Below are 19,598 nucleotides of genomic sequence, written 5' to 3' on the forward strand. Positions count from 1 at the left end.
CGCGCTCCGCGGGCCGGCGCGGGGCGCGCGGCGCGGCCCCCCCCCCCCCGGCCCCCCCCCCCCCCGCGCCGGGGGGGGGGGGGGCGCCCCTTCTCGCGCTTGCGGCGCTCGGGCGCTCGGGCGCTCGGGCGCTCGGGTCAGAGCGCGGGCGCCGGAGCGTACGGCGTCAGTTCCGCCGCCAGCTCCTCGTGCACCCGCACCTTGAGCAGGGTGCCCTCCGCGGTGTGCTCCTCGGAGATCACCTCGCCCTCGTCATGGGCGCGGGCGACCAGCTTGCCGTGGGTGTACGGCACGAGCGCCTCGATCTCGACCGAGGGACGCGGCAGCTCGTTGTCGATCAGGGCGAGCAGCTGGTCGATGTTCCGGCCGGTGCGTGCCGAGACGGCGATGGCCCGCTTCTCGACCCGCAGCAGCCGCTGGAGCACCAGCGGGTCGGCCATGTCGGCCTTGTTGACCACGACGATCTCGGGTACGTCGGTGGCTCCGACGTCCCTGATCACCTCGCGCACGGCGGCCAGCTGCTCCTCCGGGACCGGGTGCGAACCGTCGACCACGTGGAGGATCAGGTCGGAGTCGCCGACCTCCTCCATCGTGGAGCGGAACGCCTCGACCAGGTGGTGCGGCAGGTGCCGGACGAAGCCGACGGTGTCGGCCAGCGTGTACAGGCGGCCGCTCGGCGTCTCCGCGCGGCGCACGGTCGGGTCCAGGGTGGCGAACAGCGCGTTCTCCACCAGCACGCCCGCGCCCGTGAGGCGGTTGAGCAGCGAGGACTTGCCGGCGTTGGTGTAGCCCGCGATGGCGACGGAGGGCACCTTGTGGCGCTTGCGCTCCTGGCGCTTGATCTCGCGGCCGGTCTTCATGTCCGCGATCTCCCGGCGCATCTTCGCCATCTTCTCGCGGATCCGGCGCCGGTCCGTCTCGATCTTGGTCTCACCGGGACCACGGGTGGCGAGGCCGCCGCCCTTGCCGCCGCCCATCTGACGGGACAGCGACTGACCCCAGCCGCGCAGCCTGGGCAGCATGTACTGCATCTGCGCGAGCGCCACCTGCGCCTTGCCCTCCCGGGACTTGGCGTGCTGGGCGAAGATGTCCAGGATCAGGGCCGTACGGTCGATGACCTTGACCTTGACGACGTCTTCGAGGTGGATCAGCTGTCCGGGGCTCAGCTCACCGTCGCAGATGACGGTGTCGGCGCCCGTGTCGAGGACGACGTCGCGCAGCTCCTCGGCCTTGCCCGAGCCGATGTACGTCGCGGCGTCGGGCTTGTCGCGGCGCTGGACGACGCCGTCGAGCACGAGGGCGCCGGCGGTCTCGGCGAGGGCGGCCAGCTCGGCGAGCGAGTTCTCCGCGTCCTGCACGGTGCCCGAGGTCCACACGCCGACGAGGACGACCCGCTCCAGGCGGAGCTGGCGGTACTCGACCTCGGTGACGTCCTCGAGCTCGGTGGACAGGCCCGCCACCCGGCGCAGGGCCGCGCGGTCGGAGCGGTCGAACTGCTCACCGTCCCACTTCGGGTCGATCTCGTGGTTCCAGGCGACGTCCTCTTCCATCAGGGCATCGGCCCGGAGGCCCTCGGGATAGGTCTGCGCGAGACGCTTGGTGTCCTTGGAGGGGGAAGAAGAGGAGGTCATTGGATCCTTACGTAGCTGGGAAACGGAACGCGCGGCACTTCGGCTGCGACATTCTGCACAACGCTCGAGCCGCCGGGGAGATTCCCGCGGCCCGTACCGCGCCGTCCCGAAGATGGTCGCACGGCACGGGCCGTCTCGTCACCGGCTTATTACCCGTGCGCCTTCTGGGACGCGGGCGCCTTGCCGGCGGCCGTCGGCTTCCAGTCCGGGTGGCCGGGCATCGGCGGGGTCTTCTCGGCGTAGAGCCAGCCCTGGAAGAAGTCGCCCAGGTCGCGGCCGGAGATCTCGGAGGCGAGCCGGACGAAGTCGGCGGTGGTGGCGTTGGCGTCCCGGTGGCGGTCGACCCAGGCCGCCTCCAGGCGCTCGAAGGCGGTCCGGCCGATCTCCTGGCGCAGCGCGTAGAGCACGAGCGCGGCGCCGTCGTAGACGTTGGCGCGGAAGATGCCGGTCTTGCTGCCGGAGGTGGGGGGCTTGGGGGCGGCCGGGGGCCCTCCCTTGGCGCGCCAGCCGTCGGAGGCGCCGTAGGCGGCCTTCATGCGCGCCGCCACGGGCCTGTCCGCGGTCTCCTCCGCGTACAGCGCCTCGTACCAGGTGGCGTGCCCCTCGTTGAGCCACAGGTCGGACCAGGTGCCCGGGCTGACGCTGTTGCCGAACCACTGGTGGGCCAGCTCGTGCACCATGATCGACTCGACGTACCACTTCGGGTAGCCGGGTTCCGTGAACAGTTCGCGCTCGAAGAGGGCGAGCGTCTGGGTCTCCAGCTCGAAGCCGGTGGTGGCGTCGGCCATGAGCAGGCCGTACGTCTCGAAGGGGTAGCGCCCGACCTTCTTCTCCATCCAGGCGATCTGGTCCGGCGTCTTCCTCAGCCACGGTTCGAGCGCCGCGCGGTGCTCGGTCGGCACGACGTCCCGTACCCGCAGACCGTGCGGGCCGGTGCGGTGCAGCACCGTGGAGCGGCCGATGGACACCTGGGCCAGCTCGGTCGCCATGGGGTGCTGGGTCCGGTAGGTCCAGGTGGTCGAGCGGGCGGCGCGGTCGACGCCCGTCGGCAGTCCGTTGGCGACGGCGGTGAGCCCGTCGGGCGCGGTGACGCGGAAGGTGAAGCGCGCCTTGTCGGAGGGGTGGTCGTTGCAGGGGAAGACCAGGTGGGCGACGTCGGCCTGGTTGGCCATGGCTAGGCCGTCGGCGGTGCGCACCCAGCCGCCCGGGCGGTCCTCGGAGTACACGGGATCGCTGCTGTGCCGCACGGTGATCCGCGTCCACTCACCCTCGTCGAGGGCGTCGTCGGGCGTGACGACCAAGTCTTCCCCGGCCGTGGCGAAGGCGGCGGGCTCGCCGTCGACCTCGACGGAGGCGACCTCGCCGTGGGCGAAGTCGAGGTTGACCCGGTCCAGGTCGGCCGTGGTCCGGGCGTCGATGGTGGTGACGGCCTTCAGCGGTTTGGTGTTGCTGCCCGAGTAGGTGAAGGAGAGGTCGTACGCCGCCACGTCGTAGCCGGGGTTTCCCAGGTGCGGGTAGAGGCGGTCGCCGACGCCGAGCGGGGCCGGCGGGGCGGTCGCGGCGACCAGGCAGACGGAGACGGCCGAGGCGAGCAGCGCCGCCGCTCTGAGCCGGCGGCGGCAGCGTCCGCGGCACCGCGGATGCGGGGGCTGAGGGATGCGAGGGCTGTGAGGGGTGTGAGGGACGTGAGGGGTGTGAGAGGTGTGAGGGGTGTGCAGCATCCCTCACGGCTACCAGCGCGCGCGTGCCCCGCGGCGACGGCGCGCGCCCGGGGCACCCGAACGGGTACGTCCCGCTCAGGCCCCGGTGGGCTGCGGCTGGGACCGGCTGACGTCGTACACGCCGGCCACGTCGCGCATCGCGCGCATCAGGGCGGGCAGCCGGGCCGCGTCCGGGAGCAGCACGGTGTAGGTGTGGCGGACCCGCTGGCGGTCCGGGGGCTCTACGGTCGCCGAGACGATCTCGGCGCCTTCGAGGGCCATGGCCTCGGTGAGGTCGGCCAGGAGGTGCGGGCGGCCGAACGATTCGGCGAGCAGGGTGACCCGGCACTCGGTGCTGTCGCCCCAGCGCACATCGACCTCGGGCCGCCCGGCGCTCTTCATGCGCACCACCGCCGCGCACTCCGCGCGGTGCACGGTCACCACTCCCCCGCGGACGGCGAAGCCGGTGATCCGGTCCGGCGGCACGGGCGTGCAGCAGCCGGCCAGGCGCACGGTCGCGCCCGGCGGGTCGACCAGCACGTCGGGGGAGCCGGAGCCGGAGCCGGGGCGGGCCTCCGGGGCGTCGGCCGCCGGTCGTGGGGCGGGCGCGGGGGCGTCGTCGGCAGGGGCGGTGCGGCGGCGGGCATGGTTCCCCGTCTCTGCTGCTGCCCCTGCCTCGGCCTCGGTGTCGGTGGGCGTGGGTGCCGGGCGCGCGGCGAGGCGGCGCTGGATGGCGATCCGCGCGGCGGGCGTGTGGGCGTGCTCCAGCCAGTCGCTGGAGGGCTCGGAGGCGGGGTCCTGGCCCATCAGGAGCTGCACGCCGTCGCCGTCGCGCAGCACCGTGCTCATGGTGGCCAGGCGGCCGTTCACCCGGGCGCCCATACAGGCGTGCGCGTCCTCGCCGTACTGAGCGTAGGCGGCGTCGACGCAGGTGGCACCCTCGGGGAGGCCGAGGGTGCCGCCGTCTGGGCGGAAGACGGTGATCTCGCGGTCCTGGGCGAGGTCCTCGCGCAGGGTGGACCAGAAGGTGTCGGGGTCGGGTGCGCCGCGCTGCCAGTCGAGCAGCCTGGAGAGCCAGCCGGGCCGGGTGGGGTCGGCGCGTTCGCCGTCGCCCGCGGTCTGCTCCTCCGGCGGCGCGGCGTAGGGGTTGCCGAGCGCGACGACGCCCGCCTCGGCGACCTTGTGCATCTGGTGGGTGCGGATGAGGACTTCGACGACCTGGCGGTCCTGCGCGCGGGCCACCGCGGTGTGCAGCGACTGGTACAGGTTGAACTTGGGGACGGCGATGAAGTCCTTGAACTCCGAGACGACGGGCGTCATACAGGTGTGCAGTTCGCCGAGGACGGCGTAACAGTCGGCGTCGTCCTGCACGAGCACCAGGAGGCGGCCGAAGTCGGCGCCGCGGAGCGGGTCGCGCTTGCGGGAGACGCGGTGCAGGGAGACGAAGTGGCGGGGCCGGATGAGGACTTCCGCGGCGATGTCGGCCTCGCGCAGCACCTTGCGGACGTCCTCGGCGACCTCGGCCAGCGGGTCGTCCGCGCGGGCGGCGTTCTCGTCGACCAGCTCGCGTGTGTGCTCGTACTCCTCGGGGTGCATGACCGCGAAGACGAGGTCCTCCAGCTCGGACTTGAGCGCCTGGACGCCGAGCCGTTCGGCGAGCGGGATGAGTACGTCGCGGGTCACCTTGGCGATGCGCTCCTGTTTCTCGCGGCGCATGACGCCGAGGGTGCGCATGTTGTGCAGCCGGTCGGCGAGTTTGATCGACATCACGCGGACGTCGTTGCCGGTGGCGAGGAGCATCTTGCGGAAGGTCTCGGGCTCGGCGGCGGCGCCGTAGTCGACCTTCTCCAGCTTGGTGACGCCGTCGACGAGGTAGCGGACCTCGGCGCCGAACTGCTCGCCCACCTGATCGAGCGTCACGTCGGTGTCCTCGACGGTGTCGTGCAGGAGCGAGGCGGTCAGGGTGGTGGTCTCCGCCCCGAGTTCGGCGAGGATCAGGGTCACGGCGAGGGGGTGGGTGATGTACGGCTCGCCGCTCTTGCGCATCTGGCCGCGGTGCGAGGACTCGGCCAGCACGTAGGCGCGGCGCAGCGGGTCGAGGTCGGCGTCGGAGTGGTGGGCGCGGTGGGCCTCGACGACGTGGCCGATGGCGTCGGGCAGCCGGCCGCGGGCGGTGGAGCCGAGCAGCGCGGCGCGGCCGAGGCGGCGCAGATCGATCCGGGGGCGGGCCTTTCTGCGGGCCCCCGCGGGCGCGACCTGGCCGGCGCTCGCGGGCGTCACGGGGCCGGGGCTCGCTGGATTCACGGCCTCCGCGTTCATGGGCACCTCCGGCTGCGTAAACCGGCGGACGGGGTATCCCAGGGCGGACACGGCTCAGGGGATGGTGTCGGTCCCCCGTCCGGGCCGGTGCTTGATGCTATCGAGCCCACCACGTGCGGCCGACCGCCTCTCGCCGAGCGTGAAACGGATCACCCATTCGAGCGATGAGCCGAGGGTTTACGTTTTCGTACTGAGTGTCATGGACCGGGCTGTGGTTCACCCGGTCGTCGTGGTGGCGAGTACCCCTTCCAGCCATGCGGAGTCGAACTCCCCCTCCGCGACGATCACTGCCGGACCGGTCATCTCGATCTCGCCGTCGGGGCGCTCGGTGATCACCAGGGTGCCGCCGGGCAGGTCGACGGTGTAGGTCGCCGGGGTGCCGGTGACCGCCGGATCGTCGCCGTCCCTGCGCGCGGTGGCGACGGCGACGGCGCACGCGCCGGTGCCGCAGGAGCGGGTCTCCCCGGAGCCGCGCTCGTGCACGCGCATCGCGACGTGGCGGGGGCCGCGGTCGACGACGAACTCGACGTTGACCCCGTCCGGGTAGGCGGCGGCCGGCCCGACGGGCGGCGCGGTGTACAGGTCGCCCGCGTGGTCGAGGTCGGCGACGAAGGCGACCGCGTGCGGGTTGCCCATGTTCACGTTCCGCGCGGGCCAGTGGCGCTCGCCGACGCCGACCACGACGTCGCCCTCGGGGAGCAGCGCGCGGCCCATGCCGACGGTGACGTCACCGTTCTTGGCGAGGTGCACGGTCTTCACGCTCCCGCGCGTGGCGACGGCGAGGTCTCCCTCGGTGACGTGCCCGGCGCGCTGGAGGTAGCGCGCGAAGACCCGCACGCCGTTGCCGCACATCTCCGCGACCGAGCCGTCGCCGTTGCGGTAGTCCATGAACCACTCGGCCTCGGCCGCCATGCCCCGGGCGTCGGGGTGCGCCGCGGACCGCACCACGTGCAGCAGTCCGTCGCCGCCGAGGCCCGCGCGGCGGTCGCACAGGGCGGCGACGGCGGTGGGGGGCAGGTCGACGGTGTTCTCCGGGTCCGGGACGATCACGAAGTCGTTCTCGGTGCCGTGACCCTTGAGGAAGGCGATCCGCGTGCTCATTCCTCGATCGTACGGGTTGGGTACGACGAGCCGGGGGCGGGAGCGTGGGGGGAGAGTACGGGCGGGGTCTCAGCCCCGCAGGCGGGCCACCCGCCACACGGCCAGGACGACGATCGCGACGACCGCCAGGGCGTAGACGGTGATCATCCGCCAGTCGGCGCGGCGCCCGGATCCGCGCTGCGGCAGGCCGGGCCAGGTGTAGCCGACCCGGCGGGCGGCCATCATGCCCCAGCCGGCCGCGCACGAGCAGATCAGCAGCCCCAGCATGGCGATCACGGCGCCGCTGTCGCCGAAGTCGAAGGCGAGCGGGAAGGCGAACATCAGGGAGCCGACGGCGGCCAGGCAGACGATGGGCGCGAGCTGCCAGATCCTCAGTCGCCGCTGGGGCCGCAGCTCGACCTCGACCTCGTCCCCGTACATCTCGTCGGGCTCGGGGCCGTCGGCCGCCACACCCTGCGGAGTCTCGTCGGGGCCGTCGGGGCTCAGGGCGGATCCGTCCGGCTCCGGACCACCGGGGCCGACGGTGCCGTGCTCGGTGCTCGGTGCGGTGTCGCGAGGGCCGGCCTCCATCGCCACGCGCCCTCCCAACTAGGACTCACTCGGTCGATCGAAGCTCGATGATGGCACGCCGTCGGAGGCCGGGATGACGGCCGGGGCGTCCCGATGCCATCACGTGATCAGGCTGTAACCGGTCGTTCGACCAACGACAGGGCGAGCCGCGGAAGTTCCGTGCGATCCGCCACACCCCCACTCAACCAGTGCACCCGCGGGTCGCGCCTGAACCATGAATCCTGACGGCGCGCGAAGCGCTTGGTGGCACGGACGGTCTCCGCGCGCGCCTCGTCGAGCGTGCAGTCACCGGCGAGCGCCGCGAGCACCTGCTGGTAGCCGAGCGCGCGCGACGCCGTACGCCCTTCGCGCAACCCCCGCGCTTCGAGTGCGCGTACTTCCTCGACCAGTCCCGCCTCCCACATCCGGTCGACGCGGAGGGCGATGCGCTCGTGCAGTTCGGGGCGCGCCACGTCGACGCCGATCTGGACGGTGTCGTAGACGGAGTCGTGACCGGGGAGATTGGCGGTGAAGGGCCGGCCGGTGATCTCGATCACCTCCAGGGCGCGCACGATCCTGCGACCGTTGCCGGGGAGGATGGCCCGCGCGGCCCCCGGGTCGGCGGCGGCGAGCCGGGCGTGCAGCGCCCCCGAGCCCAGCTCGGCGAGTTCCTCCTCCAGCCGGGCCCTGACCCCGGGGTCGGTGCCGGGGAACTCCAGGTTGTCGACGGCGCCGCGGACGTAGAGGCCGGAGCCGCCGACGAGGATCGGCCAGCGCCCCTCGGCGAGGAGGGCGTCGATCCGCTCCCGGGCCAGCCGCTGGTACTCGGCGACGGACGCCGTGACCGTCACGTCCCAGATGTCCAGGAGATGGTGCGGGACGCCGTCGCGTTCTCCGGGTGTCAGTTTGGCGGTGCCGATGTCCATCCCACGGTAGAGCTGCATGGAGTCGGCGTTGACGACCTCGCCGCCGAGCCGCTGGGCCAGGAAGACGCCCAGATCGGACTTTCCGGCCGCGGTGGGTCCGACTACGGCGATGACACGGGGGGCGGAGGGTGCGCTGCTCACCGAACCAGTCTCGCAAACCTCGCACCTCGCCCTCGAACGAGTTACGTGACGGTCCGCGGCCGGGGTCGTTGCCCGTTGCGAGGTTCCCGCTCCCCGGACGGCCGGGGCGATGGCCCCGGCCACGCGATCGGACGCATCGGATGCCGCGGGATTTCGCCCGCACGAGTAACGTATGGAGTTGATATGGGCGTTTTTGCACGGCTTCTTCGGAATCGGAAGTCGAAGAACACCGAGGAGACGTCGGCCGCCGAGACGGGGGCCGACGGCACGGAGACCGAGCGGGCCGCGGAGGAGAACACGGCGGAGGCCGCGGAGACGGCCGAGGCCGGCCCTCGGAACACCGCGGAGACCGACGAGGCCGCCACGGCCCCCGAGGCCGCCGACTCGGACGGTGTCGGCATCCCCAAGCAGCAGTCCGCCGGGGAGGCCGTCGACAACGAGGCCGACAAGGGCGCCCGCACCTGACTGCCCCGTGAGGGAAGGCGAACCATGGGTCTCATGGACAACTTGAAGGCCAGACTCGGACCGGCGAAGGGCAAGGTCTCCGACCTCGCGCAGCAGCACGAGGGCAAGATCGATCGCGGCCTCGACAAGGTGGCGCGGACCGTCGACCAGAAGACCAAGGGCAAGTACAGCGACCGGATCCAGACCGGCACGGGCAAGGCCAAGGGCGCCGTGGACCGTCTCGCTCACAAGGACGACGAGGGCACGGGCGGAGGTGGCACGCCCGGCAGCACTCCGGGCGGCACGCCGCCGGCCGGGCCCCCTCCGGCCTCCTGACCCGGCACACCACCGGGTCACCCACGCGTCGGCGGACGGTCACGGAGCGGATCAGCGCGTCAGCTGACCGGCTCCGTGACCGTCCGCCGACGCGCTCCCGCGACTACGACTACGGCTCCGGCTCCGGCTCCGGCTCCGGCTCCGGCTCCGGCTCCGGCTCCGGCTCCGGCTCCGGCTCCGGCTCCGGCTCCGGCTCCGACACGACTACGACCACGCGGCCGCGACGTACCCCACCCCGTACGGAGCGTCCTCGTACAGCAGCGAGCCCGACAGGCCCGCTCCCCCGGCCGCGCCCGCGAGGACCTGCCAGGGAGCGCGGCCGGACACCTTCAGCTCACGGGCCAGGGCGACGTCCAGCCCGGCGAGGGCGGTCACGTCCGCCGCGCCCAGCGCGCGCCCCGCCTCCGCGTCGAAGGGCGCCGCCCGCTCGTCGAGGTAGCCCGGCGCCTTGAGCGTGCGGCACGCGCTGGCGTCGCCGAGTACCAGCAGCGCCATCCGTCCGGCCCGCCCGGCGAGGTCCCGGCCGACGGCGGCGCACCGCTCGGCGGGAAGGGCCTCCCCCACTCCGACACCCTCGACGGGCGCGTGGGACCAGCCGGTACGCGCGAGCAGCCAGGCCCCGACGGCGAAGCCGTACGGCAGTTCACTCCCGGCCGGCCGCGTCCCCGCGCCGGGGTCCGGGCCCAGCCGCACGTCCACGTCCACGCCGAAGCCGCGGAACGAGCCCGGCGTGCCCTGCGGGTAAATCTCCGGCCCGGCACCGTCCGCGGGTCCGACGACCACGAGCCGGTCGGGCCGGGCGGCGGCGAGGACGCCCAGCGCGTCCGTGCACGCCGCGCGCGCGGCGTCCAGTTCGGGTGCGGCGCCCGCGGCGACCTCCGGTACGAGGAGCGGCGGGCAGGGGCAGACGGCGGCGGCGACAAGCATGATCGGCAGCGTAACCCCGTGCCGCCGCCCGCGGTCGCACTCCCCCGCGGTCAGTCGCAGCCGCAGCCGCTCGCCACGGCCGGCTGGGGCTCGGGCACACCGATCTTCGGCAGGCCGAGCAGCACGCCCGCTGGCTTGGCCTGCTCGGCCGCGTTGCGCTTCTCCCAGGCGTCGCCCGCGCGGGTGCGGCGCACGTCCAGGACCGCGCCCTCGGCGAGGAGGTGGTGCGGGGCGGCGTAGGTGATCTCGACCGTCACCACGTCGCCGGGGCGGACCTCCTGACCGGGCTTGGTGAAGTGCACCAGGCGGTTGTCGGGGGCGCGGCCGGAGAGCCGGTGGGTGGCGCCGTCCTTGCGGCCCTCGCCCTCGGCGACCATCAGCTCCAGGGTGCGGCCGACCTGCTTCTTGTTCTCCTCCCAGGAGATCTCCTCCTGGACGGCGACGAGGCGCTCGTAGCGCTCCTGGACGACCGCCTTGGGGATCTGGCCGTCCATCTCGGCGGCCGGGGTGCCGGGCCGCTTGGAGTACTGGAAGGTGTAGGCCTGGGCGAACCGGGCCTCGCGCACCACGTGCAGGGTCTGCTCGAAGTCCTCCTCGGTCTCGCCGGGGAAGCCCACGATGATGTCGGTGGTGATCGCCGCGTGCGGGATGGCGGCCCGCACCTTCTCGATGATCCCCAGGTAGCGCTCCTGACGGTAGGAGCGGCGCATCGCCTTCAGCACCGGGTCGGAGCCGGACTGGAGCGGCATGTGCAGCTGCGGCATGGCGTTCGGCGTCTCGGCCATGGCGGCGATGACGTCGTCGGTGAAGTCGCGCGGGTGCGGGGAGGTGAAACGGACGCGCTCCAGGCCCTCGATGCTCCCGCAGGCGCGCAGCAGCTTGCTGAACGCCTCGCGGTCGCCGATGTCGGAGCCGTAGGCGTTGACGTTCTGCCCGAGGAGGGTGATCTCCGAGACGCCCTCGGCGACCAGTGCCTCGACCTCGGCGAGGATGTCGCCGGGGCGGCGGTCCTTCTCCTTGCCGCGCAGCGCCGGGACGATGCAGAAGGTACAGGTGTTGTTGCAGCCGACGGAGATGGAGACCCAGGCCGCGTAGGCGCTCTCGCGCCGGGTCGGCAGCGTGGACGGGAACGCCTCCAGGGACTCGGCGATCTCGACCTGCGCCTCCTCCTGCACGCGGGCGCGCTCCAGCAGCACCGGGAGCTTGCCGATGTTGTGGGTGCCGAAGACGACGTCCACCCAGGGGGCGCGCTTCACGATGGTGTCGCGGTCCTTCTGCGCGAGGCAGCCGCCGACCGCGATCTGCATCCCGGGGCGGCTCGCCTTCTTCGGGGCGAGGTGGCCGAGGTTGCCGTACAGCTTGTTGTCGGCGTTCTCCCGTACCGCGCAGGTGTTGAAGACGACGACGTCCGCGTCGCCGTCGGCGCCCTCGGCGGCGCGGACGTAGCCCGCGTCCTCCAGCAGACCGGACAATCGCTCGGAGTCGTGGACGTTCATCTGGCACCCGTAGGTGCGTACTTCGTAGGTGCGCGTGCCGCCCACTGACTGGCTCCGGTCGATGCTGCTCATGGCAATAAGGGTAGGCGGTCGGCGGCGATGGCCCCGGCCGCCTGTGGACAACCCGGATCGGAGCTGGTCAGGGCTGGTCACAGCCGGTGGCCGGCGCCCACGGTCAAGGCTCGATCAGGCCCGCGCGGATCGCGTACCGGGTCAGTTCCAGGCGGTCGCGGACGCCCAGCTTCTGCAGGAGGTTGGCGCGGTGGCGCTCGACGGTCTTGGCGCTGATGAAGAGCAGTTCGCCGATCTCCTTGGAGGTGTGGCCCTCGGCGACGAGCTTGAGGATCTCCTCCTCGCGCTCCGTGATGGGCCGCTCGGGCAGGTCGCCGCCCCGGTCCATGCGGTCCAGGTAGGACCGGACGAGGGCCCGTTCGGCGCCGGGGTAGATGAACGGTTCGTCACGCACGGCGGCCCGGCACGCCTCGACCAGGTCGCGGTCGGCGACGGACTTGAGGACGTATCCGCAGGCGCCGGCCTTGAGGGCCTCGAAGAAGTACTGCTCGTTGTCGTACATGGTCAGGATCAGGATGCGCAGCTCGGGCAGCCGGCGGGAGAGTTCGCGGGCCGCCTGGAGGCCGGTCATGCGGGGCATCGCGACGTCCAGGACGGCCAGGTCGACCTCGGTGGCCCGGGCCGCCGCGACCGCCTCGGCGCCGTCACCGGCCTCGGCGACCACCGTCAGGTCCGGTTCGCCGTCCAGGATGAGGCGTACCCCGCGGCGTACGAGGGTGTGGTCGTCGGCGAGCAGGACGCGGATCGGGGGCCGTGCGGACATCAGGGGCTGTCTCCGGTTCGGTCTGCGGAACGCTCCCCGGGCGGGGCGGGGACGCGCAGGCATACGTCGGTGCCCCCTCCGGGGGCGGGTTCGAAGTGGATCTCGGCTCCTATCAGCAGGGCCCGCTCACGCATGCCCCGGATGCCGGCGCCCTCGGCGGCCGTGCCGAGCCCGGTGCCGTTGTCGCGGACGAGCAGTTCGACGCAGTCGGCGAGCGGACGGAGGCTGAGCGCGGCGTGGTCGGCGGCGGCGTGCCGGGCGGTGTTGGTCAGGCCCTCCTGGGCGACCCGGTAGAGCACCAGTTCCGCCTCCGGGGCGAGCGGGGGCAGGTCGCCGGGGACGTGGTGGTCGACGGACAGCCCGTGGTGGGTGAACTCGGCGGCGAGTGAACGCAGCGCGCTGGGGAGGCCGAGTTCCTCCAGGACGCCGGGGCGCAGCCGGCGGGCGATGCGGCGGATCTCGTCGAGGCCGGACCGGGTAGCCTCCTGCGCCAGCGACACCTCCTCGCGCAGCTCGCCGGGGACCCGGTCGGCGACCCGCTTGAGCTGGAGGAGGACGGCGGTGAGGGTCTGGCCGACCTCGTCGTGCAGTTCGCGGGCGATACGGTGGCGTTCGCGTTCCTGGGCCTGGAGCGCGCGGCCGGCGCCGGCCGCTCGTTCGGCCTGGAGCCGGTCCAGCATCGTGTTGTACGTGGCGATCAGCTGGGCCGCCTCGGCCGGTCCGGCGACGGCGGGGCGGGCGCCGGGCACCAGCAGGTCGGCGGTGGCCATGGCCCGGCCGAGCCGGTGCAGGGGGTTCAGGCCGATGCGCAGGACGACCGCGTTTCCGGCGAGCAGTGCCGCGAGGCCCACGAGCAGGATCAGTGCCTCGCCGGGCAGGACCGGTGTCGAGACGGTGAGCGGTCCCAGGAGCAGGGCGGTGGCGACGAACAGGCCCGCGGCGTTGAGCGAGAAGATCCGCCAGAAGAGCGACACGGTCCTCTTTCCGCTCCTTCCGGCCTCCGCGCACGACACCGCCGCAGCCAGCCTCCGCGCCCGCGACCGGCCGCGTATATCCGTCACGACACCCATATCGCCACCGTACGTGCGGATGACAGCATGGCGGGGCCGTGAGCACGTCACGTACGTGTGGGAAGTGCGGCAAGGGAAGCAAGACGAATGAGGGGAAAGCTCGTGTCAGCACCACGCCTGAGGGCGACGCCGCTGCCGGGTATCGGGGTCCAGTACGACCTGGTGACCCGGGAACACCGCCATCTGTCGGTGGTGGCACACCGCGACGGCGCCCGCACGGTGAACGTCTACCGGGCCGACGACCCCGATTCGTGCGCCCACTCGCTGCGGCTGACCGGCCCCGAGGCGGGCGCGCTGATAGACGCGCTGAAGCCCTCGCACCACAGCGCCAACCTGCTCTACACCACGGACCTGGGTCTGGTCGCCGAGCGGATCGAGGTGTCCGCCACCTCGCGCTGGAACGGGCGTCTTCTGGGCGAGACGTGCATGCGGACCGAGACCGGCGCGTCGATCGTGGCGGTGCTGCGGCGGGCCGAGGCGATTCCCTCGCCGGCGCCGGACTTCCGGCTCGTGGGTGGTGACACCTTGATCGTCATCGGCACCCGTGAGGGCGTCGACGCCGCCGCGGCGATACTCGGGCAGGAGTGAGCCGGTGCACTCCGCGGTTCTCCTGATCGAGTTCGGTTCCATCATCCTGGGGCTCGGGCTGCTCGGCCGGTTCGCCGGGCGCTACCGGCTCTCCCCCATCCCGCTGTATCTGCTGGCCGGTCTGGCCTTCGGCGAGGGCGGGCTGCTCCCGCTCGGCGCGAGCGAGGAGTTCGTCGCGGCCGGCGCCGAGATCGGTGTCATCCTCCTGCTGCTGATGCTGGGCCTGGAGTACACGGCCGGCGACCTGGTCACGAACCTAAAGTCCCACTATCCGGCCGGCCTCGTCGACTGCGCGCTCAACGCGGTGCCGGGTGCGGTGGCCGCGCTGCTGCTGGGCTGGGGCCCGGTGGCGGCCGTCGTGCTCGCCGGCGTGACGTGGATCTCGTCGTCCGGTGTCATCGCCAAGGTGCTGGGCGATCTGGGCCGGGTCGGCAACCGCGAGACGCCGGTGATCCTGAGCGTGCTGGTCCTGGAGGACCTGGCGATGGCGGTGTACCTGCCGATCGTCACCGCGCTGGTCGCCGGTGCCGGCCTGATGACCGGCAGCATCACGCTGGCGGTCGCGCTGGCCGCGGCGGGACTGGTGCTCTTCGTGGCGGTGCGCTACGGCCGGCTCATCTCGCGGTTCGTCTCCAGCGACGACCCGGAGAAGCTGCTGCTGGTGGTGCTCGGCCTGACGATCCTGGTCGCGGGTGTGGCGCAGCAGCTCCAGGTGTCGGCCGCGGTGGGCGCCTTCCTGGTGGGCATCGCGCTGTCCGGCGAGGTCGCGGAGGGCGCGCACACGCTGCTGAGCCCGCTGCGGGACCTGTTCGCCGCCGTGTTCTTCGTCTTCTTCGGGCTGCACACGGACCCGGCCAGCATCCCGCCGGTCCTGCTGCCGGCCCTCGCGCTGGCGCTGCTCACGGCGGTGACGAAGATCGCTACCGGGTACTGGGCGGCACGGCGCGCCGGGATCTCCGTCAAGGGCCGCTGGCGTACGGGCGGAGCTCTGGTGGCGCGCGGCGAGTTCTCGATCGTCATCGCGGGGCTCGCGGTCTCGGCCGGCATCGAACCGTCCCTGGGCCCGCTGGCCACGGCCTACGTCCTCATCCTGGTCGTCCTCGGCCCCCTCACCGCCCGCTTCACCGAGCCGCTGGCGAGGCGCCTGTTCAGCCGCCCCGACCGTCCCGACCGCCCGGGCGGCCTCCCCGACGGGGCGTCCCGGACGACGACGGGGGCGGAGGCGTCGGTCGGCGACTGACGGGGGGCTCAGCCGCGCGGGGTCTCCACCACGTCCGGCGTCCGCGGCGTCCACCCCTGGCGGCGCAGGACGCCGGACACGTCCGGTGCCTCGTAGTGGTCGCCCTTGAGGACCTTGCCGTCGGCCCGGCGGCTGACGCTGCCGTCGGGGCCGAGCTTGGTCATGTTGGAGCGGTGGATCTCGGCGATCACCGCGTCCAGGTCGATGCCGTGGACGAGGGCCGTGCCGTAGGCGACGTAGACGACGTCGGCCAGTTCGCGCGCGAGCCGGTCGAGCGGTCCCGCGACCGACACCTCGGCGACCTCGGCGGCCTCCTCGGCGAGCAGCTCGCCTCTGTGCGCCGCCAGGCCGGGCGAGACCTCGGTCGGGGCGCTGCGGGCGTCCAGCCCGAAGGCGAGGTGGAAGGCGTGGACCAGGTCGGCGGGCGAGGTGCCGCTCCCGGCGGGCGAGGCGTTGCTCATGCCGAGGACTCTAGCGACCGCCACCGACAACGGTCCCGTGCGCTCCGGGCCGCGGTGTGAGCTCGGCCCTGGTCAGTGCCGGTAAGGGCTGGCAGGATCGGCCCCATGTCCACGCCGCTCTCCCGAATCGGCAGGCGCCGGGCCGCCCAGGGCGCGGTCGCCGGTGCCGTCGTGCTCGGGCTGCTGCTGTGGTGGCTGCTGCCGCTGGGTGAGAAGCCGCCGAGCGGGAGCATCACGTTCAGCACGGGCACCCGCGCGGGCGTCTACCAGAAGTACGGCGAGCTGCTGCGCTCCGAGCTGCGCAAGGACATGCCGGACCTGGACGTGCGGCTGATGACCAGCGCGGGCTCGCAGGAGAACGTCGAGCGAGTCGCGTCCGGAAAGGCCGACTTCACGATCGCCGCGGCCGACGCGGTGGAGACGTACAAGCTGGCCGGCCGTCCCGGGGCCGAGGGGCTGCGGGGGGTCACCCGCCTCTACGACGACTACGTGCAGCTCGTGGTGCCGACCGACTCGGACATCCAGTCGGTCGCCGACCTGCGGGGCAAGCGGGTCGCGATAGGGCTGCCCAACTCGGGCGTACGGCTGATCGCCACCCGGCTGCTGAAGGCCGTCGGCATCGATCCGGAGACGGACATCACGCCCCGCGCGGACGGGATCGACACCGGCCCCGGGCGGCTCGGCGACGAGCTCGACGCGTTCTTCTGGTCGGGCGGGGTGCCGACGGACGGGCTCAGGCAGATCGCGGAGACGTCCGCCTTCCGCTTCGTGCCGATCGGCGACGACCTCGTCACCGAGCTGCACGAGTCGGGCGGCGCGACCCGCTACTACCGCACCACCAACATGCCGGAGTCGGCCTACCCGACCGTCCAGAACGGCGCCGTGGTGCCCACCATGGCGGTGTCCAACCTCCTGGTGACCCGCGCGGACGTCGATCCGCGGCTCACCGAGTGGCTGACCCGGACCGTGCTGGACAGCCGCGACGGCATCGGGGCGCACGTCCACTCCGCGCAGCTGGTGGATCTGCGCACCGCGATCTACACCGACCCGCTGGAGCTGCACGAGGGCGCCCGGCGCTACTACCGGTCGGTCAAGCCGTAGGGCGGCTCGGGCTCCTTGGGCGCCGTGCCCGTTCTCGGCACCGTGACGGTGACCTCCAGGCCGTGCGGCGCGTGGTGGCCGAAGGAGATCGAGCCGTCGCCCGCCGCGAGGAGTGCCCGGCAGATGGAGAGGCCGAGCCCGGACCCCTTGATGTTCTGGTGCCGGCCGCTGCGCCAGAAACGGTCGCCCACGCGCGCGAGCTCCTCGTCGGTGAGCCCGGGGCCGTTGTCGGTGACGACGACGGTGGCGGCGTCCCCGGTGGAGGCGACCTCGATCCGGACGGTCTCGTCCGACGGCGTGAACTTCACCGCGTTGTCGATGACCGCGTCCAGGGCGCTGGAGAGGGCCACCGGGTCGGCCCAGCCCGTGGTCGGCGGGCACTCCCCCAGCAGCCGTACGCCCTTGGCCTCGGCCGTCGGCGCCCAGGCCGCCACCCGCTCGGCGGCCAGCGTGCCGACGTCGGTGACCATCAGATCGGCCTGGCTGTGCTCCGCCAGCGCCAGGTCGAGCAGGTCGTCCAGGACCCGGGCCAGGCGCTTGCCCTCGGCCTGGACGGAGGCGATCTCCTCGTTGCCGTCCGGCAGTTCCAGGGCGAGCAGTTCGATACGCAGCAGCAGGGCCGCGAGCGGGTTGCGCAGCTGGTGTGAGGCGTCGGCGACGAAGGCGCGCTGCTGCTCCAGCACGTCCTCCACGTGGTCGGCCATCTCGTTGAACGACCCGGCGAGGCGTCGAAGCTCCGGCGGCCCGCCGGCCGGCGCGACCCGGGACTTGAGCCGCCCGGTGGCGATGTCGTGGGTGGTGGCGTCGAGGACCCGCACCGGCTTGAGCACCCAGCCGGTCAGCCGGAGCGCGGCGCCGACGGCGAGCAGCATCGCGGCGATCTCACCGGCGCCGATCACCAGCCAGCCGCGCAGGGTGCTCGAACGCATCGAGTCGGTCGGCGACTCGGTGACCACGACCGCGACCACGTCGCCGTCCCGGATGACGGGCGAGGCCACCACCAGCTGTCCGTCCTGCCAGGGCCACACCTGCCGCGGGTCGTGGCTGCGACGGCTCAGCAGCGCCTCGTCGAAGGAGTCGCGGACCTCGCCGGTCTGGGGCAGGAACCAGGTCGTCGGCGCGTTGGCCATCGGGATGTGGTTGCGGTAGAAGACGCCCGCCTTGATGCCGTAGACCTCGTAGTAGCTGGTCAGCTCGGTCTGAAGGGTCTCCAGGCGTTCGTCCGTGCTCGTCGGGCGGGAGCCGCCCGGCACGTCCTCGGTGACGAACTGGGCGAGCGCGGCGAAGCGTGCGGTGTCGTCTATGCGGTCGATGACGACCTTCTGCTGCTCCGCGCGTGCGACGCTCACGCCGAGCGGCACGCCGAGCGCGAGCAGTACGGCCGCCAGCAGGACGATGAGCAGCGGGAGCAGGCGTGTGCTCACCCGGCCCCGCTACCCGGTGGGCGCGACGAGGCGGTAGCCGACGCCGCGGACGGTCTCGATGAGCGCGGGCATGCGCAGCTTGGCGCGCAGGGAGGCGACGTGCACCTCCAGGGTGCGGCCGGTCCCCTCCCAGCTGGTGCGCCAGACCTCGCTGATGATCTGCTCGCGGCGGAACACCACTCCGGGGCGCTGGGCGAGCAGGGCGAGGAGGTCGAACTCCTTGCGGGTGAGCTGGACGACCGCTCCGTCCACGCTCACCTGGCGGGTCGGCAGCTCGATGCGCAGCGCGCCGAGGCGCACCACCGTCTCGGTGCTGCCGGTGGCGTCCTCCTGGGCGGTGCGCCGGCTGACGGCGTGGATCCGGGCGAGCAGTTCCCCGGTGTCGTACGGCTTGACCACGTAGTCGTCGGCACCGAGGTTGAGGCCGTGGATGCGGGAGCGGACGTCGGAGCGGGCGGTGACCATGATGACCGGGGTGCTGGTGCGCTTGCGGATCTTGCCGCAGACCTCGTACCCGTCCTGGTCGGGCAGGCCGAGGTCGAGAAGGACGACGCCGAAGCAGTCGACCTCGGGGACGAGCGCCTGGAGCGCCTCCTCGCCGCTGCGCGCGTGGGTGACGTCGAAGCCGTGTCGTGCCAGGATCGCGGACAGGGCGGCGGCCACGTGGTTGTCGTCCTCGACGAGCAGCAGTCTCATCCGGGCTCCCTTCGGTTCATCGGCCGTACGCTCAGGACGCGTAGAAAGTGCGAAGACGCGTGCACGCGCGTGTGTGCGCCTTGTGCAGTGACGCTGATGCAGAGGGACCGCGTCAAGGGGCTTCCGGTCGCGGCCGCTCGAAGTTATCCGGCCGATATGCGCCCTGCTCACAAGTGCTACGACTCGTGTCCGATTGCTATCGGATCGTGATGCTCAGATCTCCCTCAGATGTAGAGACGCGGCGTGTCCCGGGTCACTACTGTCCTCCGAAACCGAGGAGGACGGAGCCCGAGAGCGATGACCGAAGTATCGGTGGCCAAGGAAGACAAGGCCGCGACCGACGAACTGGTCGTCCTGAAGAGTGTCAACAAGCACTTCGGCGCGTTGCACGTGCTCCAGGACATCGACCTGACGATCACCCGCGGCGAAGTCGTCGTGGTCATCGGACCCTCCGGGTCCGGCAAGTCCACCCTGTGCCGCACCATCAACCGTCTGGAGACCATCGACTCGGGGTCGTGGGGGGTCGGCGGCGCGCCGCTGCCCGCGGCGGGCCCGGTCCGGGCCCCGCGGCGGGGGGGCGGGGGCCGGGGGGGCGCGGGCGGCAGCCGCCTCG

19 protein-coding genes are annotated in these 19,598 nt (G+C 72.7%); 6 read left to right on the plus strand and 13 right to left on the minus strand.

The features are described from left to right. Positions 1-137: 137 nt before the first annotated feature. The 6 genes from hflX to miaA all read right to left on the minus strand — a co-directional run bounded on the left by hflX (position 138) and on the right by miaA (position 8,367). Positions 138-1,631: a GTPase HflX gene (gene hflX / locus ACFWR9_RS28185; protein ID WP_383846697.1), complete on the minus strand. Its 1,494-nt coding sequence runs from the start codon at positions 1,629-1,631 to the stop codon at positions 138-140. Between the two features lie 149 nt (positions 1,632-1,780). Further along, a complete protein-coding gene (locus tag ACFWR9_RS28190; RefSeq protein ID WP_383846699.1) occupies positions 1,781-3,352 on the minus strand; it encodes a M1 family metallopeptidase in 1,572 nt (523 codons plus the stop codon). Between the two features lie 75 nt (positions 3,353-3,427). Beyond that, entirely contained in the window at positions 3,428-5,650 is a 2,223-nt protein-coding gene (locus ACFWR9_RS28195) for a RelA/SpoT family protein (RefSeq protein ID WP_383846777.1), read from the minus strand. Positions 5,651-5,866: 216 nt separating this feature from the next. Further along, positions 5,867-6,751 (minus strand): diaminopimelate epimerase, encoded by an 885-nt coding sequence (gene dapF, locus ACFWR9_RS28200; RefSeq protein WP_383846701.1) that lies wholly within the window; start codon positions 6,749-6,751, stop codon positions 5,867-5,869. 69 nt (positions 6,752-6,820) lie between these two features. Continuing rightward, positions 6,821-7,321 (minus strand): hypothetical protein, encoded by a 501-nt coding sequence (locus ACFWR9_RS28205; RefSeq protein ID WP_383846779.1) that lies wholly within the window; start codon positions 7,319-7,321, stop codon positions 6,821-6,823. Between the two features lie 107 nt (positions 7,322-7,428). Then, a complete protein-coding gene (miaA, locus tag ACFWR9_RS28210; RefSeq protein WP_383846703.1) occupies positions 7,429-8,367 on the minus strand; it encodes a tRNA (adenosine(37)-N6)-dimethylallyltransferase MiaA in 939 nt (312 codons plus the stop codon). 183 nt (positions 8,368-8,550) lie between these two features. On the opposite strand from miaA, the gene ACFWR9_RS28215 reads away from it, so the two are divergent. Together ACFWR9_RS28215 and ACFWR9_RS28220 are read left to right on the plus strand one after the other, a co-directional pair. Then, on the plus strand, positions 8,551-8,832 hold the full coding sequence (locus ACFWR9_RS28215) for a hypothetical protein (protein ID WP_383846705.1): 282 nt from the start codon (positions 8,551-8,553) through the stop codon (positions 8,830-8,832). Positions 8,833-8,856: 24 nt separating this feature from the next. Then, a complete protein-coding gene (locus ACFWR9_RS28220; RefSeq protein ID WP_383846707.1) occupies positions 8,857-9,147 on the plus strand; it encodes an antitoxin in 291 nt (96 codons plus the stop codon). A 204-nt stretch (positions 9,148-9,351) separates the two neighbouring features. Here ACFWR9_RS28220 and ACFWR9_RS28225 read toward each other — a convergent pair whose 3' ends face one another. The 4 genes from ACFWR9_RS28225 to ACFWR9_RS28240 all read right to left on the minus strand — a co-directional run bounded on the left by ACFWR9_RS28225 (position 9,352) and on the right by ACFWR9_RS28240 (position 13,475). Then, positions 9,352-10,074, minus strand: coding sequence for a class III extradiol dioxygenase subunit B-like domain-containing protein (locus ACFWR9_RS28225; RefSeq protein WP_383846709.1), 723 nt, complete (start codon positions 10,072-10,074; stop codon positions 9,352-9,354). 50 nt (positions 10,075-10,124) lie between these two features. Beyond that, the gene (gene miaB, locus ACFWR9_RS28230) at positions 10,125-11,642 is read right to left on the minus strand and encodes a tRNA (N6-isopentenyl adenosine(37)-C2)-methylthiotransferase MiaB (protein WP_383846711.1); all 1,518 of its coding nucleotides are present in this window, start codon (positions 11,640-11,642) and stop codon (positions 10,125-10,127) included. A gap of 103 nt (positions 11,643-11,745) precedes the next feature. Continuing rightward, a complete protein-coding gene (locus tag ACFWR9_RS28235) occupies positions 11,746-12,405 on the minus strand; it encodes a response regulator transcription factor (protein WP_122618520.1) in 660 nt (219 codons plus the stop codon). Next, complete coding sequence (locus tag ACFWR9_RS28240; protein ID WP_383846714.1) at positions 12,405-13,475, minus strand: sensor histidine kinase; 1,071 nt, start codon at positions 13,473-13,475, stop codon at positions 12,405-12,407. The genes ACFWR9_RS28235 and ACFWR9_RS28240 overlap by 1 nt, the downstream gene beginning before the upstream one ends. A gap of 102 nt (positions 13,476-13,577) precedes the next feature. On the opposite strand from ACFWR9_RS28240, the gene ACFWR9_RS28245 reads away from it, so the two are divergent. After that, positions 13,578-14,063, plus strand: a complete 486-nt coding sequence (locus ACFWR9_RS28245; protein WP_383846716.1) for a cation:proton antiporter regulatory subunit — start codon at positions 13,578-13,580, stop codon at positions 14,061-14,063. A gap of 4 nt (positions 14,064-14,067) precedes the next feature. Beyond that, the gene (locus ACFWR9_RS28250) at positions 14,068-15,303 is read left to right on the plus strand and encodes a cation:proton antiporter (RefSeq protein ID WP_383846717.1); all 1,236 of its coding nucleotides are present in this window, start codon (positions 14,068-14,070) and stop codon (positions 15,301-15,303) included. A gap of 8 nt (positions 15,304-15,311) precedes the next feature. Here the strand turns inward: ACFWR9_RS28250 and ACFWR9_RS28255 are convergent, their stop codons facing one another. Next, the gene (locus ACFWR9_RS28255) at positions 15,312-15,764 is read right to left on the minus strand and encodes a MazG nucleotide pyrophosphohydrolase domain-containing protein (protein ID WP_383846719.1); all 453 of its coding nucleotides are present in this window, start codon (positions 15,762-15,764) and stop codon (positions 15,312-15,314) included. Positions 15,765-15,869: 105 nt separating this feature from the next. Between ACFWR9_RS28255 and ACFWR9_RS28260 the strand changes: the two genes are divergently transcribed. Next, a complete protein-coding gene (locus tag ACFWR9_RS28260) occupies positions 15,870-16,865 on the plus strand; it encodes a TAXI family TRAP transporter solute-binding subunit (protein ID WP_383846721.1) in 996 nt (331 codons plus the stop codon). On the opposite strand, the gene ACFWR9_RS28265 is transcribed toward ACFWR9_RS28260, so the two are convergent. Together ACFWR9_RS28265 and ACFWR9_RS28270 are read right to left on the minus strand one after the other, a co-directional pair. After that, a complete protein-coding gene (locus ACFWR9_RS28265) occupies positions 16,844-18,289 on the minus strand; it encodes a sensor histidine kinase (RefSeq protein ID WP_383846723.1) in 1,446 nt (481 codons plus the stop codon). The two genes, ACFWR9_RS28260 and ACFWR9_RS28265, sit on opposite strands and share 22 nt — an antisense overlap. Before the next feature lie 9 nt (positions 18,290-18,298). Then, entirely contained in the window at positions 18,299-18,985 is a 687-nt protein-coding gene (locus tag ACFWR9_RS28270) for a response regulator transcription factor (protein WP_376359396.1), read from the minus strand. A 297-nt stretch (positions 18,986-19,282) separates the two neighbouring features. On the opposite strand from ACFWR9_RS28270, the gene ACFWR9_RS28275 reads away from it, so the two are divergent. Continuing rightward, on the plus strand, positions 19,283-19,598 hold a 316-nt coding region (locus ACFWR9_RS28275; protein WP_383846724.1), incomplete at its 3' end, for an ATP-binding cassette domain-containing protein.

This window comes from Streptomyces sp. NPDC058534 (assembly GCF_042717365.1).
GTDB lineage: Bacteria > Actinomycetota > Actinomycetes > Streptomycetales > Streptomycetaceae > Streptomyces.